At 72.2% G+C, this 20,569-nt stretch carries 20 protein-coding genes and 1 pseudogene; 10 read left to right on the forward strand and 11 right to left on the reverse strand.

Features of this window, described 5'->3' with window-relative positions; translation table 11 throughout:
• The first annotated feature begins 147 nt into the window (after window positions 1-147).
• Window positions 148-1,281 carry a hypothetical protein gene (locus VXC91_RS26185; RefSeq protein ID WP_329509793.1) on the forward strand — a complete coding sequence of 378 codons (1,134 nt, stop codon included), beginning with the start codon at window positions 148-150 and terminating at the stop codon, window positions 1,279-1,281.
• Between the two features lie 133 nt (window positions 1,282-1,414).
• Here VXC91_RS26185 and VXC91_RS26190 read toward each other — a convergent pair whose 3' ends face one another.
• Entirely contained in the window at window positions 1,415-2,656 is a 1,242-nt protein-coding gene (locus VXC91_RS26190; protein ID WP_329509794.1) for an amidohydrolase, read from the reverse strand.
• Between the two features lie 152 nt (window positions 2,657-2,808).
• Complete coding sequence (locus VXC91_RS26195; protein WP_329509795.1) at window positions 2,809-2,976, reverse strand: hypothetical protein; 168 nt, start codon at window positions 2,974-2,976, stop codon at window positions 2,809-2,811.
• Between the two features lie 177 nt (window positions 2,977-3,153).
• Between VXC91_RS26195 and VXC91_RS26200 the strand changes: the two genes are divergently transcribed.
• Entirely contained in the window at window positions 3,154-4,497 is a 1,344-nt protein-coding gene (locus VXC91_RS26200) for a helix-turn-helix domain-containing protein (RefSeq protein ID WP_329509796.1), read from the forward strand.
• A gap of 60 nt (window positions 4,498-4,557) precedes the next feature.
• Here VXC91_RS26200 and VXC91_RS26205 read toward each other — a convergent pair whose 3' ends face one another.
• Window positions 4,558-6,402: an alkyl/aryl-sulfatase gene (locus tag VXC91_RS26205; protein ID WP_329509797.1), complete on the reverse strand. Its 1,845-nt coding sequence runs from the start codon at window positions 6,400-6,402 to the stop codon at window positions 4,558-4,560.
• An 83-nt stretch (window positions 6,403-6,485) separates the two neighbouring features.
• Entirely contained in the window at window positions 6,486-6,746 is a 261-nt protein-coding gene (locus VXC91_RS26210) for a hypothetical protein (RefSeq protein ID WP_329509798.1), read from the reverse strand.
• A 367-nt stretch (window positions 6,747-7,113) separates the two neighbouring features.
• Here VXC91_RS26210 and VXC91_RS26215 point away from each other — a divergent pair, with 367 nt between their 5' ends.
• Window positions 7,114-7,617, forward strand: a complete 504-nt coding sequence (locus VXC91_RS26215; protein WP_329509799.1) for a SigE family RNA polymerase sigma factor — start codon at window positions 7,114-7,116, stop codon at window positions 7,615-7,617.
• Window positions 7,607-8,335 carry a L,D-transpeptidase gene (locus tag VXC91_RS26220; RefSeq protein WP_329509800.1) on the forward strand — a complete coding sequence of 243 codons (729 nt, stop codon included), beginning with the start codon at window positions 7,607-7,609 and terminating at the stop codon, window positions 8,333-8,335. The genes VXC91_RS26215 and VXC91_RS26220 overlap by 11 nt, the downstream gene beginning before the upstream one ends.
• A 111-nt stretch (window positions 8,336-8,446) precedes the next feature.
• Here the strand turns inward: VXC91_RS26220 and VXC91_RS26225 are convergent, their stop codons facing one another.
• Window positions 8,447-9,436 carry a sporulation protein gene (locus tag VXC91_RS26225; RefSeq protein WP_329509801.1) on the reverse strand — a complete coding sequence of 330 codons (990 nt, stop codon included), beginning with the start codon at window positions 9,434-9,436 and terminating at the stop codon, window positions 8,447-8,449.
• A 348-nt stretch (window positions 9,437-9,784) separates the two neighbouring features.
• Here VXC91_RS26225 and VXC91_RS26230 point away from each other — a divergent pair, with 348 nt between their 5' ends.
• Both VXC91_RS26230 and VXC91_RS26235 read left to right on the forward strand, forming a co-directional pair.
• Window positions 9,785-10,789 carry an FkbM family methyltransferase gene (locus tag VXC91_RS26230; RefSeq protein ID WP_329509802.1) on the forward strand — a complete coding sequence of 335 codons (1,005 nt, stop codon included), beginning with the start codon at window positions 9,785-9,787 and terminating at the stop codon, window positions 10,787-10,789.
• A gap of 309 nt (window positions 10,790-11,098) precedes the next feature.
• Entirely contained in the window at window positions 11,099-12,022 is a 924-nt protein-coding gene (locus tag VXC91_RS26235; protein WP_329509803.1) for an LAETG motif-containing sortase-dependent surface protein, read from the forward strand.
• Between the two features lie 119 nt (window positions 12,023-12,141).
• Here VXC91_RS26235 and VXC91_RS26240 read toward each other — a convergent pair whose 3' ends face one another.
• Window positions 12,142-12,885: a DUF4142 domain-containing protein gene (locus VXC91_RS26240; protein ID WP_329509804.1), complete on the reverse strand. Its 744-nt coding sequence runs from the start codon at window positions 12,883-12,885 to the stop codon at window positions 12,142-12,144.
• Between the two features lie 214 nt (window positions 12,886-13,099).
• Between VXC91_RS26240 and VXC91_RS26245 the strand changes: the two are divergent.
• Window positions 13,100-13,304: pseudogene (locus tag VXC91_RS26245) on the forward strand (TIGR03943 family putative permease subunit); the annotation flags it as partial.
• Between the two features lie 71 nt (window positions 13,305-13,375).
• Here VXC91_RS26245 and VXC91_RS26250 read toward each other — a convergent pair.
• The 4 genes from VXC91_RS26250 to VXC91_RS26265 all read right to left on the reverse strand — a co-directional run bounded on the left by VXC91_RS26250 (window position 13,376) and on the right by VXC91_RS26265 (window position 17,955).
• Window positions 13,376-14,053, reverse strand: coding sequence for a DUF6445 family protein (locus tag VXC91_RS26250; RefSeq protein ID WP_329509805.1), 678 nt, complete (start codon window positions 14,051-14,053; stop codon window positions 13,376-13,378).
• A 114-nt stretch (window positions 14,054-14,167) separates the two neighbouring features.
• Window positions 14,168-15,406, reverse strand: coding sequence for a serine/threonine-protein kinase (locus VXC91_RS26255; RefSeq protein ID WP_408057476.1), 1,239 nt, complete (start codon window positions 15,404-15,406; stop codon window positions 14,168-14,170).
• A gap of 593 nt (window positions 15,407-15,999) precedes the next feature.
• A complete protein-coding gene (locus VXC91_RS26260; protein WP_329509806.1) occupies window positions 16,000-16,872 on the reverse strand; it encodes an SCO2400 family protein in 873 nt (290 codons plus the stop codon).
• Window positions 16,873-17,337: 465 nt separating this feature from the next.
• The gene (locus tag VXC91_RS26265; RefSeq protein WP_329509807.1) at window positions 17,338-17,955 is read right to left on the reverse strand and encodes a hypothetical protein; all 618 of its coding nucleotides are present in this window, start codon (window positions 17,953-17,955) and stop codon (window positions 17,338-17,340) included.
• Between the two features lie 265 nt (window positions 17,956-18,220).
• Between VXC91_RS26265 and VXC91_RS26270 the strand changes: the two genes are divergently transcribed.
• The gene (locus tag VXC91_RS26270; protein WP_329509808.1) at window positions 18,221-18,949 is read left to right on the forward strand and encodes a GNAT family N-acetyltransferase; all 729 of its coding nucleotides are present in this window, start codon (window positions 18,221-18,223) and stop codon (window positions 18,947-18,949) included.
• Between the two features lie 16 nt (window positions 18,950-18,965).
• On the opposite strand, the gene VXC91_RS26275 is transcribed toward VXC91_RS26270, so the two are convergent.
• Window positions 18,966-19,100, reverse strand: a complete 135-nt coding sequence (locus tag VXC91_RS26275) for a hypothetical protein (protein ID WP_329509809.1) — start codon at window positions 19,098-19,100, stop codon at window positions 18,966-18,968.
• A gap of 246 nt (window positions 19,101-19,346) precedes the next feature.
• Between VXC91_RS26275 and VXC91_RS26280 the strand changes: the two genes are divergently transcribed.
• Together VXC91_RS26280 and VXC91_RS26285 are read left to right on the forward strand one after the other, a co-directional pair.
• Window positions 19,347-20,084, forward strand: coding sequence for a hypothetical protein (locus VXC91_RS26280; RefSeq protein WP_329509810.1), 738 nt, complete (start codon window positions 19,347-19,349; stop codon window positions 20,082-20,084).
• 247 nt (window positions 20,085-20,331) lie between these two features.
• The gene (locus tag VXC91_RS26285) at window positions 20,332-20,550 is read left to right on the forward strand and encodes a hypothetical protein (RefSeq protein ID WP_329509811.1); all 219 of its coding nucleotides are present in this window, start codon (window positions 20,332-20,334) and stop codon (window positions 20,548-20,550) included.
• Window positions 20,551-20,569 lie beyond the last annotated feature (19 nt).

Genomic DNA, 20,569 nt, shown 5'->3' on the forward strand with positions numbered 1-20,569 from the left:
TCATCGCCGCGTCCGCCCGTGGCGCCGCGCCCATCGGACACCGTCGCCCCACCAGGCCATACGTGTGCCTGTGCACTTCCTCCGTCGCAGCTTTGCAGGCGCAGCGGTTACGGTGCTGCCGTGGCTGATCGATCGGGGGAGACAACGATGCCCGGAACCGTGCTGCTGCTCGCGGCCTCACCGGCGGGCAAGGGGTGTCTGGTGGACGCGGCCTCCGTGCTTCCGGTGCTCGCGGCAGTGGCCCCGCCGGTGCTGTCCGGCACGGACACCGCGAACGTGGTCGAACTCGCCGACCCGCTCGAGCCGCAGGCCGTCCTCACCCGGCTGCGGGCCGCCGCGACCGCCCCCGGCCCGCTGACGATGTTCCTCAGTGGGCAGCTCCAGCTCGACCGCCGCCAGCACCTGCCGTACCTGGCGCTGGCCCGCACCACCCCGGCCACGGTCCGCTACACCGGCTTCCCCTGGCAGTGGATCCGCGAGGAGCTGCGGCTGCGTCCGCCCGGGACCACGACGGTGTTCGCAGATCTGCACGCGGACTCCGAGACCTGGCGGTACCTGCGCACCGCGCCTCTCGACTGCGGCCCCGCCGTCCTGCTCTACGGCCGCGTGGCCCCGCCGCCACCGCGCCGCGCGCTGGCGGTCCCGGCGTACATGAAGGCCGTGGCGACCCTTTTGCGCAGTGGCCTCCGCCCGGACCCGGCGACCCTGCACCACCAGGCGCTGACCCGGGCGCAGGCGGAGACGGGCGGACCGGGGGACATCGTCCTCACCCCCGGCGGGCCGAATCCGGGACGGGGTCCGCTCACGCCGCCGTCGTTCGCACCCGTACCGCCCGCGGCCACGCGCCCGGACCCGCACGCCGCGCTCACCGCAGCCGTCGAGGACGGCCGGCACGCGGAGGCGGCCGCGCTCGCCGCGCAGTGGGAGCAGATCGCGCTGCGGTCGCACGGACCCGGGTCCGAGGAGGCACTGCACTGGATGGAGGTCCGCGCCGACCTCGCGATGCTCGCGGGCGACGCCGGCCGCAGCTGCGAGACCTGGCTGGCGGTCGCCACCGCCCGGCTCTCGGCCGGCCAGAGCCCGGCGGATACGGCGGTGGAGGCGGCCGTCGACCGCGCCCACCACCAATGGGGCCGCATGGGCGACGCGGCGCGGGCCCGCGCGCTGGGCCCCGCCCTCGTCGCATTGCGGGAACGGGTACCAGGACGCCGTGAGGGCGCCCTGCACCATGTCCAGGAGCACCTGCTCCGGCTGCAGCGTCAGCTCCAGACACAGCCGTGACGGTGCCCGGCCGGGGGCGCCGGGGTGTGAGCACCACGCCGCTCCGCGCCCCGTGCGCCGTCGGGTCCACTGAGCCTCCCGTCGTGCGGCGGCCGCCGGGGACCGCGTCGTGCCGGAACGGGCGACGACCGGCTCATGCCACCGACAAGTGCGCCAGCGCGCCCGACACCAGCGCTCGCACGCCGGGTGCGACGGTGGACAGGTCGGGTGCGAAGCGGGGGCTGTGGTTGCTCGGGACCGCTGCGAACTTCTCCATGAGGTCCGTGCCGGGCGCCGCCTCCCAGACCTCGGCCGGGGTGCTCGTCACGAACCAGTACGCGTACGGGACCCCGTCCGGGGCCAGGTCGGGAAAGTCCTCGCTGCCCATCGCCGGGCCCGGGTCGAAGACCGTGCCCGGGCCGAACACCTCTCCGTGCACGGAGGTGACGCGGCGGTCGGTGTCGGCGTCGTTGACCGTGACCGGGAAGTCGGCGCCGATGATCACCTCGGGCTTGCGCGGACAGCCCGCGGCCAGGCACTCGCCCGCCGCGATGCGCTGGATCGCGGTGACCATCCGGTCCCGTACCCGGGCCGACTGCGTGCGCAGGTTCAGCGCGATGCGCGCGGTCGAGGGGATGATGTTGTTCCCGGTGCCCGCCTCGATCCGGCCCACCGTCAGCACCGCCGAGTCACGCGGCGCGACCTCCCGGCTGACGACGGTCTGCAGCCGGGTGACGAGGTAGGCGGCCGTCACCACGGGGTCGACGGTCGACTCCGGGCGCGAGCCGTGACCGCCCCGGCCGTGCACGACGATGTCCACGTCCGTGGAGGCGGACAGGATCAGGCCCGGGGAGTGCGCGTAGAGCCCGGCCGGGCCCGGCGCCGCGTGCTGGGCGAGCAGGACGTCGGGGCGCGGGACGCGGTCGTACAGCCCGTCCGCGACCATCGCCCGGGCACCCTCACCGCTCTCCTCGGCGGGCTGGCCCACCACGAGCAGCGTGCCCGACCAGGTCTCGCGTCCCGCGGCCAGCGCTCGGGCCGCGCCCGCCAGCCAGGTGACGTGCAGGTCGTGCCCGCAGGCGTGCATCACGCCCGGCACCTGCGAGGCGTACGGCAGACCCGTCTCCTCGGCGACCGGAAGAGCGTCCATGTCGGCCCGCAGCAGGACGGTGGGCCCGCCGCCGTTGCGCAGCACCCCGGCGATCCCGGTTCCGCCGATACCCTCGGCGGTCTCGTATCCGGCCGTGCGGAGGCGCTCGGCGAGCTTCCCGGCGGTCCGGTGCTCACGCAGCGACAGCTCGGGATGGCGGTGCAGATCCCGGTAGCACTCCTCCAGGTCGCCGATCGGGAGGTCGGCGGTGAGGTCCAGCGCGGTGCGTGCGGCGGGGGAGGTCACGGGGCCAGGGTATGCGCCGGGCCGTCCCCCGGCATCGAGGTCTCCGGGGCCCGCAGCCGGCCATGAAGAAGGCGGCCGCCGGCGGGAGGGGGGATCTCCGCCGGCGGCCGCCGCCCGGGGCGTCCCGTCGCCGCCGACCTCGTCCGGTCGGTTCAGCGCGGGTCCTGTATGACGTGCTGGGCGGGCAGGGGCTCCGTCGCCCGGGCCGGACCCGTGTTGGCCGCCGTGATCAGGGCGGCCACGGCGACGACTGCTGCGGCGAATCCTCTGGCGTAGCGGGGCGATATGCGTCCGCGATGAACGGAAAGGCGTCCGAGCACGGCAACCGACCTCGCAATGACAGCGATGGATTAAGCATGCTTAAGGCGCTTCTAACGTAGGGGGTGGGACGGCAGAACCGGAAGAGCACCAAGGGAAGTTGGGCCCCCCGTGCGCAAGATTGAACCAGGGTCAGGATTCCGGTCTTCATAACTGTGCTTACTGGCATGATTAATCGCATGGCGGAGCGAGACGACCCGGAGACGATCGGGCGCAGGGTGCAGCAACTGCGGCGCGAGCGCGGCATGACGCAGAAGCAGTTGGCCGAGCCCGCGTACACGCCCGCCTACATCTCCACCTTGGAGGCCGGACGCGTCCGTCCCTCCGACGAGGCGCTCCGGCATCTGTCCGAGCGGCTCGGTGTCGCCTTCGACGAGCTGGCCACCGGACGCCCCGCCCACCTCGCCACCACCCTGCGGCTCAGGCTGACCGACGCCCAGCGCACCCTCGCCACCGGAGAGGCAGAGGTGGCGGCCGAGCAGTACGCCGCGCTGCTGGCCGAGGCCGAGACGCACGGGCTCGACGCCGAGCGGGCCGCCGCACAGCTCGGGCTGGGCGAGTGCGCCCTGGACGTCGGTGACCTGGCTGCGGCGCGGCGGCACTTCGAGCGCGCGGAGAAGAGCCTGGCCGACGCGCCGCTGCCCAGCCGGGTCCCGGCGCTGCGCGGCCGCGCCGTCTCCCACTACCTCGCCGGCGAACTCCGCTACGCCTGCTACCTGCTGGAGTCGACGCTCGACGAGCTCAACCGCTCAGGACTGCACGACCCGGACGCCCTGCTGCTGCTCTACGCGAGCGCCATAGGCCCGTACATGGACATGGGGGCGCACGCGCGGGCGGCGCAGGCCGCCGAGTTCGCCCTCGCCCTCGCGCCGCAGGTGGGCGACCCGGCGCTCGTCGCGCGGATGCACCGATCGGTGGCCCGCACGCTCCTCGCGGAGGGCCGGGTCGCCGAGGCGGACGCCTCTCTCGCCAAGGCCGCCGAGCTGTACCGGCAGCTGCAGATCCGCACCGAACTGGCCAACTGCCACTGGATGCGCGGCTATCTGTACGCGCAGAACGGCGAACTGGAGCGTGCGGAACACGAGTTGCGTGAAGCGCTCGCCATGCTCGCCGAGAAGCGGGCCGCCCTCTACAGCAGTCAGGTCGCGGTGGAGCTGGCGGACGTGCTGCACCGGCGCGGCAAGTCCGAGGAGGCCGCGGAACTGCTGCACGGCGTCCTCGGTGACATCGGCCCCGAGCGCGGCGCGGTGCACTCCGCCGCCGCGCACCGCCTCCTCGGCATCATCGCGGAGGACGCCCGCGACACAGAGGCCGCCGAGGAGCACTACGTGCGTGCGCTCAGCGTGCTGGAGCGGGCGGGAGCCGCCGGCGACCTCGCGGACCTGTGCAGGCTGCTCGGCGATCTGCTGCGCCGTACCGGCCGGGTGGAGGCCGCCCTGGACGCCTACCGTACGGGCCTCGGCCACCGCACGGCTCCCGGCACGACGACCCTCGGCCCGGCACCGGCGCAGCCGCCGCTGTGACCGCCCGCTCCCGGCGGACCGGGCCGACGCGCACGGGGAGGCGCCGGTTCGCCATACGGTCTAGGGCGTGACGATCGGGAACTCACGGTCCGGTTGTGTCACATAGGAGAACAGCCGCTTCAGCAGCCCCCGGTCCCCGTCCGTCTCGATGCCCGCGAGGCCCTTGCCCGCAAGCAGGCCCAAAAGTTCCGGACGGGTGAGGGTGAGCGTCAGGCCGGCCTTCGGCTTGGGAGTGCGGTGCAGCGGCATGCTGCGGTGCGTGAGTGCGCCGTGCTCCAGATTGATCCGGTACCGGCGTTGCTCGTCGATCACCACCAGATCGATGATCAGCCGTGGCTCCCGCGCGGCGCGGGGCCCGTCGATACGCACCGCGATGGAGTCCAGCAGCATCCCGACGGAGAGCGCCGACGTCAGCTCGGCCGTGTCGGTGATGACGGCGGGACCGCCCGTTTCCTCCAGCAGCTCGCGCGCGCCGGTCAGATAGATGTTCCGCCAGGGTCCGTTCTCGGCCCCGTGCCCGAGCCGTTCGTACACACCTGCCAGCGTCCGCCTCGCCTCCTCGTCGCCCGGTTCGGCGAAGACGAGGTGGTTGAGGAGGGTGGCCGCGAAGCGCAGATCCCCGGCGTCGGCGTACCGGCGCGCCGCCGCGAGTATCGCGGCGGGTCCGCCCGCCATCTCCACGTACCGTTCGGCGAGCCGGACCGGCGGAAGCTCCCACAGATGGGCCGGGTTGCCGTCGTACCAGCCCAGGTACCGCTGGTAGACGGCCTTGACGTTGTGGTTCAGGGAGCCGTAGTAGCCCCGCGCGTGCCAGGCGCCCTCCAGCGCGGGCGGCAGCCGCAGCTCCTCGGCGATCTCCGGTCCCGTCAGGCCGCCGTTCAGCAGCCGCAGCGTCTGGTCGTGCAGATACGCGTACAGGTCCCGCTGCTCCCCCAGCAACCGGACGACGTTCTCGTGTCCCCAGGTCGGCCAGTGGTGAGAGGCGAAGGCCACGTCGTAGGAGTCGCCGAAGAAGTCGATGGCCTCGTCGAGGTACCGGGACCAGACGCGGGCGTCGCGGACGAGGGCGCCGCGCAGGGTCAGGATGTTGTGCAGGGTGTGCGTGACGTTCTCGGCGAGGCACAGGGCCCGCTGCTCGGTGAAGAGGAAGTTCATCTCGGCCGGTGCCTCGGTGCCCGGCGTCAGCTGGAACAGGATCCGTACCCCGTCGACGACCTCCGTCTGCCCGCTGTGCGTGATGTCGACGGTGGGCGGAACAAGGGTGACCGTCCCGGTCGACACAGTCGTGCCGAGCCCGGTGCCGATCTGCCCGTCGGGTGCCTTCGGCAGCGATGCGCCGTACATGAATCCGGCGCGCCGGGCGATGGCGGGTCCGGCGAACACGTTCTCGCTGACCGCGTGCTCCAGGAACCCGACGGGTGCGAGGACCGGCACACCGGCTTCCGCGTCGGTCGGCAGCACACCGCAGGCGCCGCCGAAGTGGTCCACGTGGGAGTGGGTGTAGATCAGCCCGGTGACGGGCCGCTCCCCGCGGTGCCGCCGGTAGAGCGCGAGGGCGGCCGCCGCGCACTCGGTGGAGACGAGCGGGTCGACGACGACGATGCCGTCGTGACCCTCCACCAGGGTCATGTTGGCCAGGTCCAGCCCGCGCACCTGGTAGACGCCCTCGGTCACCTCGTACAGCCCCTGCCGCGCGCACAGTTGCGACTGCCGCCACAGGCCGGGGTGCGCGGTGTCGGGGCAGGCGCCGTCGAGGAACCCGTACGCGTCCCCGTCCCACACCACCTGCCCGTCGTCGGCCGTCACCACCCCGGGCACGAGGGCGGAGACGAACCCGCGGTCGGCGTTCTCGAAGTCGGTGCGGTCCTCGAAGGGCGGCAGACCGTCACGGGGCGCGGCGTCCATGGGCCCAGCTTCCGTGCGGGGGATGCGAGAGGCCAGTGGTGGAGGACCGTTCGAGGTCTCCGCGAACCCCCCGTTTGCCCGGCTCACACATGGGCGTTCACGCCAGGCGCCGCCCGTCCGCCGGTCGTTCCGGCCGACGTTCCCGTCGCCGCGGCCGTCGCTCGGCGCGACCGGCTCCCGGGAGCCGGCGTTCCAGGTGCCCATGCCGGGGCGCCCGTCGTGACCGGGACGGCGCGCGTGGCGCCGTCGCCGACGGCCGTCATGGTGTGCGTGCGCACGTCGACCGCCCGGACCCGGTTCCAGTAGCCCGCGACGTCGGCGACGACCTTCAACTGCCGCTCCACACAGGCATGTCGGCCCTTCGGCCCGAAGGGCCCCGAAGGGGACGGACATCGGCCTCCCGGCGCCGACGGTCTGCCGTGCCGCCGTCTTCCCTCCGGCGTTCGCGTCCGGCGCGGCCGTCCGCCCTTGGCTTGCGAGCGCCGCGGGGGCACACCCGGCGGCGGCCCGGACGAGCCCCCGACGCCGGCTCCCGGCTCCGCTGCTCATCGTGTCCTTCCTGGTGGTGTGTTTCCATGTGCGACGTACGGGACCTGTACGCACGGGCGAGACGACCGGGTTGCTACGTAATTTTCCGGAATGTCGCAGCGACGTGAGGCGGGGCCAGGGGCAAGCACGTGGCGGGGGCATGACCGAGAGCGTGGCGGGGGCATGACCGAGGAAGAGTTCGACGCGTTCTACGCCGGCGCGTTCCCACGGCTTACCGGTCAGCTCTATGCGTTCACGGGTGATCACGGCGAGGCGCAGGACGTCGTGCAGGAGGCGTTCGTACGTGCCTGGCACCGGCGGCGGGAGTTCCTGGCCGACGGAGCACCCGAGGCGTGGATACGGACGGTGGCGATGCGCCTCGCGGTCAGCCGCTGGCGGCGGGCGCGCCGTTGGCTCGAACTGGTGCGTCGTACTCCGCCACCCGAGCACATTCCAGGTCCCGGTCCCGAACGGGCCACGCTCGTGGCTGCGTTGCGCAAACTGCCCGAGGCGCAGCGGATGGCCCTGGTTCTGCACCATCTGTGCGACCTCAGCGTGGAGCAGGTAGCCTCCGAGACCGGTGCTCCGGTGGGGACGGTCAAGGCCAGACTGTCCCGGGGCCGGGCGGCGCTGGCGCGAGAACTGGCCACCGGCGAGGAGGAGAGGGAGGACCACCGTGTCCGATGATCTCACCGCCGGGCTGCGTGCACTGGCCGAGTCCGGGCAGGCCCCGCCCCCCGTCTCCGGTGCGGAGATCCGACGCCGGGCGGGCGTGCGCCGACGCCTCCGCCGTACGGCCGGCGGGATCGCCGGCGCCTCCGCCGCGACGGCCCTGGGCGTCGTGGTCCTGCTCGGTCTCACCGGACCGGACACGCCGTCATGGACCTCCCCGGCCGCGATCCCGACGAGCGTGCCGTCCACCCGGACGGGACCCGCCGTGACGGTGGACCTCACCCGGCGGACGCTCACCATCGACGGCCGAGAACTGCCCGTCACCGCGGGCACGGTGCGTACCCGCACACCTACGGGACGGATGACGGTCACCGCCCTGGCGGCCATCAAGACGGTGTCCGGCAAGGACGTCGGCCTCAAGGGTGCCTACGGCACCAAGATCCCCTGGGTGGTCGAACTCCGCGCGGGCGACGGCACGAGGACCTATCTCGGCGGTCTGGTGTACGACGCCAAGGCCCCCGGCCACTACGACGTGACGAGTGGCTGGATCGGTCTGAACCTCGTGAACGCGAAGTGGCTCCAAGCGCAGTTGCGTGTGGGGGACGTGGTCGAGATCAAGGACGGCGGACGCGCGCCGGACCCGCTCCGTGGGCCGACCTCGGCCGGTGGTGCGTCCGCCGGGCCGACGCCGTCCGGTACGGCCTCCTTCTTCGGAGGAACCGGCACCCCCTGACCCCGTCGGCCGCCGCGGGCGGCTCCGGTGAGCCCTCCGCCGGCCGGGACGAGCGGCCGCACGCCCACCACCGGGCGTGTGCGGCGGGCCCCGATCGGGACGAAGGACGGGTCAGTCCTCCTCCCCCTCGAAGAAGTCCCCGATCTCGTCCACCACCTCGGCCGCGACCATCCCGCCGACGACACCGACGGCGAGTCCCGCCGCGCCCGCGGCGACCGCCGTGCCGATGCCGGAGTGATGACCGTCGTGGTGGCCGTGGTGATCGCCGTGGTGGCCGTGCACCGCGTACGGGTCGTGCCCTCCGTAGGCCATCTGCGCACCGTGGGCCGTCCGGTGTTCGACCAGCTGTCCGACCCAGCCGTCGACGTCCGCGGCCCAGTCGCGGGTGTGGACGTCCTGGTGGCCGGCCGTGAAGCGGACGAGTGTGTCATGGCCCGAGGAGAGGAGACCGCCCCGCTTGTCCGCCTCGAGCACGATCTCCACACGCTCAGGTGCGGCGAGGAAGGTCAGCTCGATCTCGTCGACCGCGTGCGCGTACTGCACGGCCGGGGCCAGCTCGATCTCCTGGTAGAAGGGCAACCGCTGCCCGGTGCCGCCGATGCGTCCGTGCTCCAGGTCCGCCGAGCGGAAGCCGAAGCCGAGCCGGCCGAATGCCTCCAGCACCGCCTCCTGGACCGGCAGCGGGCGCACCGCCAGCGGATCCAGGTCGCCCTGGTCCGTGGCGCCGGCGACCGCCAGCTCCGTGCGCACGCCGAGGGCGACGCCCAGCGGCTGCCCGTACAGCTCGGTGATCGGCGTCTCCCACGGCAGCGGCACGCTGAACGGCACACTGCGCTGCTCCTCCTCGCCCAGCCGGAGGCCGCCCCCGACCGTGAACCGGGCGAAGACGACCGTGCCCTCGCTCTCCCCCTCCCCGTGCTCGGCCTCCACGCGCGCGACCAGCTCGAGACCGATGTGCTCGATCTCCACGGCCGTGCCGCCGCCGCGCAGATGCACCTGCCCGGACAGCGGACCGCCGGGCAGGGCCACGCCGGTGTCGAGCACCGTGTCCACCTCGGGACCGGCCACGCCGATCGCCCCGAGCAGCCGTTTGAACACCATGCCGGTGTCGCTCCTTCTCTGGTCGCGCTGTCGTCCGTTGGCACCGGTCGGCGTCCGGAAGTGCCGCACACCGATCCGCCGCCCGTTGAACCGACGGTGAAGGCAGCGGAGTTCCCGGTCCGCGAGGCGAGGGACCGAAGTCATTCGTAAGGGCGACGACTTCGGCCAAGCGGGCCATGCCGCGGGGCGCTCGTCGGCCGGTACGGGTGCCGTGTCACGGGCCGCCGGCAGGCGGTGTTCCGGACCGGGGCGACACCGGGGTTCGCGGTCCGAAGGCGCCGTGACCGCTGTGAGGAACGTCACTCCGCTCGGTGGTGCGTTCGAGGGTCTCTCTGGCAGGGTGGCTTGATGCAGACCCTCTACAGAAGCCTGGTCAAGCTGCTCCCCCGACTCGGGGTGCGGGTGGTCGATCTCGGCCCCGGTGAGGCCGTGGTCTCCCGCCGCGGTGCCCGTGCCCGGCTTCCCGTGGGACCGGGTGCGGATCTGGTGGCCCGCACCGGCCGACGTCCGTACGCGGTGGCGCAGGTGGGGCCGGACCAGTGGCTGGTCACCCGGCGACGCGAGGGGGAGCCGGAGGCACCGAGCGAGGCGTGGAAGAGCGTGCGGCTCGGGGACAGCGGAGGGCACCTGGTACTCGACCCGCGGGCGGCGGCCGACGAACGCGGACTCCAGCTTGCGGCGGCCGAGTATCTGTGCGCCCACCACGTGGCCGCGCTGCTCGCGCGGTACGAGGTGAACTGTGTGTTCGACGTCGGGGCCAACACCGGCCAGTACGCTCGCCGGCTGCGCCGGCACGGCTATACCGGCCGCATCGTCTCGTTCGAACCCACGGCCGCCGCCTTCGCCAAGCTGGAGAAGGCGGCCGAAGGGGACCCGGACTGGTCGGTCCACCCCTTCGGCCTGGGCCGCAAGGACGAGACCATGTCCATCCACACGGCCTGGAACACCATGAACTCTCTGCTGCCGCCGAGCGACTACGGCCGCGACCGCTATCTCCGGTTCGCGAAGTCGCAGACGGAGGAGATCGAGATCCGCCGGCTCGACGGGGTGATGGACAAGGCGCTGGCCGGCCTCGACCACCCTCGCCCCTATCTGAAGATGGACACGCAGGGGTACGACCTGGAGGTCTTCGCGGGCGCCGGTGAGCGCACCGGGGAGTTCGTCGGACTGCAGTCGGAGGTGGCTCTGCTGCGGCTGTACGAGGGCAGCCCGCGGATGCAGGAGGCCGTCGCCGAGTACGAGAGCCGCGGTTTCGAGATCACCGGGATGTACCCCGTCACGCGGGAGGCGTCCACGGGACGGGTGGTGGAGTTCGACTGCGTGATGGTGCGGGCTGCGGCCGCGCCGGACTGAGCGGACAAGCCGCCGGGACCGACAGCCGGGGCGGGCGGAACCCGGGCCGGAAGGGGACGACGGGGTCCGCCGTCCGACCGGAGCGCCTGGTTCCTTATGTGGCCGAAACGTGATGCACCATCAAGTGGTCATGCTTTCAACGAGGTTGACAGCCGATTCGAGTTGATCGACTATGTGCTCGAACTGTGGCTCATGTGACCAGTGAGCCCGGTGTTTCTCTTAGACCACTCCTGCCCGGCCACGGTCCCGGCGGCTTCGCGCCGCCCGCCTGCCTTGCCCGGGTCTCGGTTCATGAAGTTGGGGGAACGCATGTCCGTTGCGAGACATGTCACCGTACGCAGGCTGCTGGTGACGGGCGCCGCGGCGCTCACGCTCACCGCCGTCACCGGCGGCGCCGCCTGGGCCGGCGGTACACCCGGCGGCGACGGCTGGAACAAGAGCGGCCGCGGCTATGCCTCCGGCACGGGTCCGGGCACGGTGACGGAGGCCGACCACTGCCAGTTCTCGCTCGACGGGAGCGCCTTCACCGACTCGGTCCGCGTCGACGACCAGAACCTCAAGCCCACCGAGGACGGCAAGGTCCACATCAAGGTGCGCGTCGCGGGCGACGCGACCACCTGCACGGCCTCGCTCGCCTCGTACCGGGCCCACGGCGCCACCTTCAACACCTCCGGCCTGCAGGTCTTTCACGACTTCGACTCCGTGACGGTGGAGCGGGGCGAGACCGGCTCACTGGACATCTCGGTGCCGGACGCGGGCTGCTTCGCGCAGATCGACCTGTACCGGGGCAAGGTGAAGTTCGACGGGAACCTCGGCGCGAACGACGGCTTCGAACACGGTGACCTGCCCAAGGGCCCGGACCGCCCGGTGATCAAGGACAGGCTGATCGCCTCCTGGAACGGCGGTACGAAGGACTGCACCACTCAGCCGCCCAGCACCCCGGGGACCACTCCGCCCGCCTCGACGCCTCCGGCCTCCGTGCCGGCCACCACCCCGCCCGCGTCGACCCCGGCCTCCCCGTCCGCCTCGGCCTCGACCCCGCCCGCCGCGCAGTCCAGCGCGCCCGCGGCGCCGACACCGAACGGCGGCTCGTCCACCGCGCCCGGCGGTCTCGCCGAGACGGGCGGTGGCGGCAACACGCTGCCGATCGCCGCGGGCGCAGCGGCCCTCGTGGTGGCCGGTGCGGGCATCGCGGTCGCCACGCGGCGCCGTACGTCCCGCACCCGCGCATGACGCCTCCGGCGTCCTCGTGACCATCCTGCACGGGCCCGGCGCTCTTTTCCCCCGGAGAGCGCCGGGCCCACCTTTTCGGGTCCGGTCCCCCCGCTCGCCCACCGCGGGGCGAGCGGGGGTCAGCCCGTTGTCGGCGCCGGCGAAGGAGTCGTCGAGGGCGGCGGGGTGAAGCCCGCCGGCGGGGAGAGGATCACCGTCGGCTCGCCGGGCGCGGGGGGCGGCGGGGTCATGCTGCTCTTCGGGAGCTTCGGCGGGGTCGTCTCCTGGAACAGGACCGAGTCGAAGTTCACCAGACCCGTCTGCTCCATCACCGTGATGTGGTCGAGGACCGTGTCGTTCGCCTGGTCGGCCAGCCGGCGGACCAGAGTGTTCTTCGTGGTGGCCCGGACGGTGGCGATGACCGGGAAGATCTGGCCGTGCGTCACGCGCAGGATGTTCGCCAGGTCCTGGTCGAACTTCTTGCCCTGGTCCGCGGTCAGGGTCGCGACGAACTCCTGCTGCTGGGGGCTCGGCTGGTTCGGCAGCGTGATGCCCAGCTCGGCGGCCACCTTCCGGCAGGTCGCGTCGAGGTCGGCATGTCCGTTGATCAGGTGCTGACCGGCGGTGCGCACGGCGGGGGTCGTGCCCTTCTTCAGGGCCAGCTCGCCGGAGGGGAACTCCCACAGGCCGGCCGCCCGCACCTTGACGACGAAGTCCCGGTCCGCCTCGGTGAGGGGACCCGACGAGGGGGTGGCGATCACGCGCGACGGAGAGCTGGATGCGGTCTGTACGCCCAGCATCGAGGGATAGACGAGAGCAGTCAGTGTCAGCGTCAGGGCGCCCGCCACGAACAGGGTCCCGACCGCGTTCCGTGAAATGCGCATGGCACCTCCTGGTTGTTCGGACGGCCAGGGGTACGGGTACGGCGCGGACCAAGAGCCTTTCCCACAGGCAAAATTGACGGCCCCCGCTGTGGGGGTCGTCACACCGTGAGCGGGATCGGCCGCGGGACGGTCGGCAGTCGCCGCGGCCCGGAGCACCGGCCGGCGAGACGCGCACGCGGCGACGTGCACCGCGTGTGGTGTCGCCGCCGCGGGCGCCGCGGACGCCGAGACCGCGAAGGTGCGGACGTACGGGTCCGCGGCCCCGCCCGCCGACACCTGGGTGGCCGTCACAGGGATCTGGCATCCGGGCGGGACCCACGACATCCGCGCCGGTCGCGCTCGACACCCGTACCGTCGAACGGATCACCCGGCCGGTGAACGCCTACACCGACGACCTTCCGCTCGCCCCGTCCCGCTGACGGCCCGCCGCCCGCGCGCCCCGGTCCGAACCGCACCGGGCCCTTGCGGACCGAACCGTCCGCCGGGCCGGTCAGGCCATCCAGAAGAAGACGGCCGTCATGCGCTTCTCCGCCGGCTCGCTGCCCCAGTAACCGGTGGCGCTGTGCATGATGTTGGCCTTGTACAGGAGCAGTCGGTTGTAGCGCTGTGGCACGCGGATGTCCTCGGTGAACGCGTCCGGCGAGACATACCGTGTGCCCAGGGCCTCGACCAGGTCGGTGTGCGGTGCCTGCACCATGTTGCCGCCGAGGACGCCGCCGGGCAGGCTCTGCCGGTAGAAGCTCGTGCCGTAGTCCTTCGGGACGTTCGGGCTGAGGTAGAGCACCGCGGCATAGCGGCACAGGGCCCGCGAGTCGGTGTGCGGACGCGGCTCCCCCTCGTCCTTGCCGACGACCTGGATGCAGTTGTGGTTGAGGGTGCTGCCGCCCGGTGCCGTCTCCTGCCACAGCTTCTGTGCCCCGGTCTCCTTGCGCACCAGCCGCTCGATCCGGGCGAGTTCGCCCGCCTCGAGGCCCGGCGTGGTACGCAGCCCCGGCCAGCTCTCCTGTGTGTACGGAAACCCCTTGGTCCAGTCGCCCTCGCCTTTGGCAAGACAACGGGCCCGTACCTCGTCCACGTTCGGCAGCACGTCGTCGAGAACCCAGTAGTCGCGGCCACGCGTGGGCTTGCGGTACGGAAGCACCGGGAGACGTGGGGGCTGTGGGGGCATGCCGGTGAACCTACAGTCGGTGACCACCACCGGTCTCTTTGCGGTCGGTCAACGTATCGTCAACTCAACCTGACCGCGTGGAACCGGAGTTGGGCGGTCGTGGACGCCCGGAGGTCAGGGCGTCGGGGCGGCCGGGCTCGACCGGGTCCCCTGGGGTGTCTGCGCCGAGCTGCTGTCCGGTGAGAACACGGCCATGCTCACGAGCATCGCGGCCAGGAACAGCGCCGCCGCGGCGATCCACCCCACCGTGCGCGGCGAGCGGGCGACGAGCGCGCGGATCGACGGCCGCTCCCGGCGACCCCCGACCGAGGCCCGGTCGCGGTGCGTCGCCATGTGCGGTCGGTCCCGATAGGTGCCCGTCGACGGCCGCTGACGGTGGGCGGCGCGACGGCCCGGAACCCCGGGCGCGGACGGGAGTTTGTACGTCGTCGGCGGGCCCGTCTGCGGGCGTGGGAGCGACGGCGGTTCCGCTGCCGCCGGGACCTGACGTGGCTCCGGGGCCGCGGCAGGAAGCGGTTCGGGGCGGCCCCGCCATGCGCCCGCGGCGAACCAGTCGGCGGTCTGCCGTGCGGTGGGCCGGTCCTCGGGCCGCTTGGCGAGCAGGCCGAGGAGGTAGTTCTCGAACGCCGGCGGCAGGGCGACGCCCAGCTCGCGCGGCGGCACGGGGGCGGAGTCGAGGTGCTGGTGGAGGATCCCGATCGCGGTGTCGGCGCGGAACGGCGGCCGACCGGTGAGGAGTTGGTAGAGCACACAGCCGAGCGAGTACACGTCGCTGGCCGGCCCTGCGGGCTTTCCCAGGGCACGCTCGGGGGCGATGTACAGGCTCGTACCGACGATCTGCCCGGTCGCGGTGAGCGCTCCCGACGGGTCGTCCATGAAGCGGGCGATGCCGAAGTCGCCGATCTTCAGGGTGCCGTCCGCATCGAGGAGCAGATTGCCCGGCTTGATGTCCCGGTGGACGATGCCCTGTTCGTGCGCCACGGCGAGCCCCGCCGCGGCGTGTGCGGCGATGTCGGCGACCCGCTCGGCGGCCAGGGGCCCGCCGTCGGCGAGAACCCGGGCGAGGCTGTCTCCCTCCACCAGTTCCATCACCAGGAACAGCCGGTCCGCGTGCTCCCCGAAGTCGAGGACGCCGACCACATGGGGGTGGTGCAGCAGCCCCGCGGTCTGGGCTTCCAGGCGGAAACGGGAGTCCGCGGTGGGATCGGCGTTCTGGGCGAGCAGGATCTTGACGGCGACGGGCCGGCCGAGCATCCGGTCGTACGCCCGCCAGACCTCTCCCATCGCGCCACGTCCGATGGTGGTGTCCAGCTGGTACCGGTCCGCGATCAGCACCTGTTGCTTCATCCTCATGCCGTGAGACGAAATGCCGTGCGACGGCTCGAACGCCGCCGGCCACGACTCCGCCAGGGCGAGTGGTGGTGAGGTGCCGCAGCGAGGCCCAGCCTACTGGCACGCCCACCCGATTCGATCACGGTCTCCCCGTTGTCGTGGGTGAGGCGTGACGATCCGGCCGCACAATCCTCGCGGCTCCGACACCTCTGTCCCGATATCCCCGGTTCCTTCGTCACGGGCACTCCCGCGCGGGGCTCGGCCGAAGCCTTCGAAAGGGCCGCGTGCGGTCCCGTGTCCGGGACCATCAGGGCGCAGGAGGGCCCGGCCTGGGCGTGTTGTACTGGCGCGTCCGTCGCCCGGAACGTGTCCTGATCACGGCGCCCTTGCGGCGGCGGTCGCGGTGACGCGGGGCGCGCTCCCCGCCCCGGCCCACGACGGATCGCACCCATGCGGTGCCCGCCGAACCGGCGTTCCTCTGAACCGATATACGGTCCAGGAACGCGGAACGCCGGGCCCGGATGGTCCCGGGCCCGGCGTCGCGGTGGTCCGATCGGTGGGCGTGTGGCCCTACGTGATGCCCGGACGGTGCCCGTCCGGGCCGGCCGAGCCGGTCAGCCGAGGCACAGCACGAGCAGGCAGATGTGCGAGGGCGAGGTGGCCGGCGGCGCGGGGGTCGGCTTCGACGTCCCTGTGTCCGTGCCGCCGGAGGGAGCCGGCGTGGCGGTCTGACTCGGCGCCGGAGCGGGGTGGCTGGGAACGGTGACCGGTGCGCTGGCGGACGGGGCGGTCGCCGGCAGTTGCTGTGCCGCTGTATGCGCCGCCGTATGCATCGTCTGCGTGGTCAAAGGCGTTCGAGACACGGGGACCGCGTCCGGTCGGGTGTCCGGCGACGAGGTGGGGGTGCCGGGCGTGGCGGACCCGTGCCGCGGCAGACCGGTCGCGGGCGACTGTGTGGGGGAGGGGTGAGCGGACCGCTGTGTGTCGGGCAGGGCCGGGAGCGCGGGGGGCTCCGGCGCCTGCCCGTCCGAGCCGCCCATGCTCGCGACGTCCGGTGCCGCGGCGGCCTCGGCGCGCTCCGCGGAGTGCCGGTCCATCGAGGCGAAGGTCAGGCCACCACCGACGAGCGCGAAGGCGGTCGCGACCACGGCCCGGCGCTGGTTCTTCTTCCAGCGGGCCCGCTGGCGTCGCCGCGCTGCCCGTCCGTAGGGCGCACCGGGGCCGCCGGGCGCTTCGGTCCACGATTCGTCGTCGGTCCCGCCCTCGAACGCCGCCCCGTCGGCGGGACGTCCGTCGTACCTCATGTCGGGGATGTCGGGGGCGTTGAAGTCCCACCCCCTCGCAGTGCCCTTCGCCGCCGTCGCGGCCCGGGCCGGGGTGGGGCGGCCGCCGGTGGTGACCGGAGCGATGTCCGGGGCGTAGGCGCCGCATCCGGGGCACACCAGGGCGCCGTTGAGATGCCGACGGCACGAGGAGCAGTAGTCCATTGCGGTCTTCCTGTGTTGACGTGCCGTCGCCACGCCGGGCCTCGGCTGGTCACGTTCGCACGTGGGATCGAGCGGCCTGCAACGCTAACGGGGCATTCTCAAGACTGTGTGCAGCCTGTGTGACGCTCTTGCGCGGATTCCTCGCGGGCTTCGCGCGTCCCGTGCGGTGCCGTACCGTCGCCGATCGTGGCGCTGAACCGCGCGTCCGGCCGCGGGTGAACCTCGGGGGTCCCACGCGTGTACGGAATCTCCCCCCTCGGTCCACATCCAGCCGCTGCCGCACCGGTTCTTCTACGGCCGGTGCGGCACCGTCCGCTACGCCGCCACCCGTTGCCGGCGCCCGGGTCCCGGTTCGCGGCGGCGAACTGATCCGGTCGGGATCCCGCACCGGTCAGGCGGACTTCTGTCCGTCGAGCGTCTCGCGCAGGATGTTCGCGTGCCCGGTGCGCCGGGCGGTCAGGGCGATCACGGTCGGTCGGGTCGGCGCAGTCCCGCGATGAGGAGTTCGACCAGTCGGCGTGCGTCGTAGCGGGGATCGTTCTCCGCGCCGATGCAGAGGTTGCCGACACCGTCCATCCCCTTGCCGCGCACATCACCGATCAGACAGCGCACACCGTAGGGCGAGTCGAGTACCGCGTAGAGGTCCCCGCCGATCTGCGCATCCGCCTGAGCAGCCTCGTAGCGTGCGGCGAAGCGCAGCGGACCGATTCTCTCCGGCGGGCCCGGCAGAACGGCACGCTGAACGGCGGCGGCAATACCGCGTACCGACTGGAGCTGCATCTTTCGGTGGTACAGGAGGCGATTGAGGAAGACCCCGACCCCGGCCACCGTGGCCACCATGGCGAGCTCGCTGAATGCGATCGCACTCCGGCTATAGCCGAAATACCAGAACATGGCCCAGTCGAGGACGAGCGCACTCACCCCGGTGAGGATGGTCCCGCGCAGGGACAGCAAAGGGGCGGCCATCAGGATCGCAGCCGCGTAGAGAGCCGAAGCGCTGAGAAGCCGCGGCGTGGCGTAGTCCATCGACACGGCGAGGAGCAGCAGGAGGGCCGGCGCCAGTGGCTCCGCCTGCTCAGCCACTTCCACGCTCCCAGCCTTGCCACGGCTGCTCCCGACGCCGACCGGGTCCTGGTCAGGTCAGGCTAGCCACCCGCCCCGTCGTCTCCCTCGACGCGGCTCGCCCGTGCCGTGGCCCTCCTCGTGGCGGCCGTCGGTCATCCGGAGTATGAGCACTCGGACGAGGAGTGTCGGGCAGAGCCCGCCGCGGGCACGAATCCGGCACGCGATCGAGCCAGGTTGACCGACACCTCTGGGATGCCTGGCGCAGAGTTGGCAAGATCCGACCATGCCGATGGACCCCTTGCTGGCCAGAGCCCGTGCGCTGTGGGAGGGCCTGGCGGCAGCGCCCGTGTCCTTCGCGCCCGGGGGAGGGGTCAGCGTTGTCGCCTCGCCCGAGTCGAGCCTGTGCCCTGCCGGCTGGGTCGGGGTGGTGTCCTTGGGCGGTGCGGCAGTCGTAACCGCCCCTACCAAGCGCTCGGCAGCCTTGGTTCGGGATGGACTGGCTGCGCTGCCCGTGGCGGCGGTTGCCGATGCCGACGCGGTCCGTGAGGTCCTGCCGGTGGCCCAGGTGCTTGGTCCCGCAGCCTTGTCCTACGTGTCCCCGGACACATTCCTCTCCGCCTCGCCGGGCGGCCAGGCTGTGCGGCAACTTCCGAGTGACCACCCTGAACTTCGAAGCCTGGAGGAGGCCGCGGGTGAGGACGACGCCGAGGAGGCCGCTCTCAGCGAAATCACCTCGCCGGCCTTCGTGGTTCGCGCGGGCGGCGGGGTGGTCGCCGCTGCCGGATACCGATCCTGGCCGGGTGGGGTCGCCCATATCAGCGTGTTGACCGATCCCGTCTGGCGGGGACGAGGCCTCGCCCGGGTGACGGCTTCGGCAACTGTGGTGCATGCATTCGCTGCTGGACTGCTGCCGCAATGGCGCGCCCGGCCACCCGCGTCGCGGAGGGTTGCGGTCGCTTTGGGATTCCAGGAACTGGGTGCCCAGCTCAGCGTCGAGCTCGCCTGGATGTAGGAGGGCAGGACGTTGGCTACGCCTTCGCGTAGCTGGACTGCTTGCGGCTGCCCTCCCGCCTCGCCGTGGGGACGGTGACCCGCAGCACCTGGACGGGAGTGGCTTCCGCAAGGGGCAGGTCTTTCCCGCCGCTTACTGCCTGATCGGGCACGTAGACGGGTCCGGAGGGCGTTCCCTCACGCGCCGGCGCCCCTTGATCCCCGTGGGTCAGGGGAACCAGCGCTCAAAGCTGCCTCAAAGTCGGTACCCCGCGGCCGACCCTGGGCGATACGGTTTCTCCTGTGCGTTGATCTTCTGGGCGACGGCCAAGGGCCGTCGCGGACGGTACAGGCGCCCCCGTCCAGCTGGGCCGTCCTGGCAAGCATGCCCGGAGCCATCCCATCGGAGATCACGCAAGATGACTGCTCAGCAGCCCCTTACCTTTGACAAGATCGTCGAACTTGCCGCAGCCGACTCCGCCATTGTCGGTGTCGTCCTCAAGGGATCCCACGCTCACCAAGGCATGACGACCGAGCACTCTGACCACGACCTCTATGTCGTCGTCGCCGATGACGCCTCGACGGATCTCGCCCGATTCGCCGGCCGCCGCTCACCCGAGCTCGACCTCGTCATCCTCTCGCTCGCTGATTTCCGGGCGACTGGAATGCCTGGCTTCGAACGCTACGCCCTCGCCCGCGCCCGGATCGTGCTCGACAGACTCGACGGAGGCATCGCCCAGATCCTGGCCGCCAAAGCACGGCTCGGTGCCGATGAAGCATTCCGGGACGCCGGTGAGTGGCTCGACGCCTACGCCAACTCCCTCTACCGCTCCGTCAAGAACCACCGCGACGGACATCCACTCGCCGCACGTCTCGACGCGGCCGACAGCATCCGGTTTCTGCTGGAACTACTCTTCGCGCTCGACCGTCGCCCCCGCCCCTACAACAAGTACCTGGAGTGGGAGCTCGCTCGGTACCCCCTGCCCGGCTGGGATGCCGATGCGCTACTGGCGACCCTGGACCGCATCTCGGCAACAGGAGACGTGTCCCTTCAGCGGAGCCTCTTCGCTCGTGTCGAGCCGGCAGCCCGGCGCGCCGGCCACGGTACGGTGCTGGACGCGTGGGGTGCGGACCTGGAACTGATGCGACCGCAATAGCGAGGTACCGCGCACCCCTCATCGCCTGGGGCTCTTGCTGCACCGTGGTGGAATCGGGCAACCGGATCGAGGCGGTCGCCTCACCAGATCGAGCACGGCCGGCTCCTGGCCGACGCAACCGCCAGATCCGTGGCAATGCCGCAAGCCCCGCCGAGACCGACGGAGGGCCACGCGTAACCCGCTCAGTCGCTCGGGTTCTCCTGGCTGCTGGGCTGCATACCGACCTGTTCCGGCGCATCCTGGTGCCATGGATGGGCGCCCCCCGGTGGTCGTGCTCCCGCCTGCGCAGGACGGTGGACGGCGGGTGACGATCCGGGGCGAGCACATGGGCACCGCCCACAACCTTTTCGATGTGATCGAATTCCTCCACCAAGCGGGCCTGCCCACCTCCGATACGGCCATCGACGACGCCGAGCTGATCGAGTGGCGCGGTGGGGGACCGTACGACTGGCCTGGAGCCGAGTAGCCCTCGTGGAGCACGGCCC

This window comes from Streptomyces chiangmaiensis (assembly GCF_036281785.1).
Lineage (GTDB): Bacteria > Actinomycetota > Actinomycetes > Streptomycetales > Streptomycetaceae > Streptomyces > Streptomyces chiangmaiensis.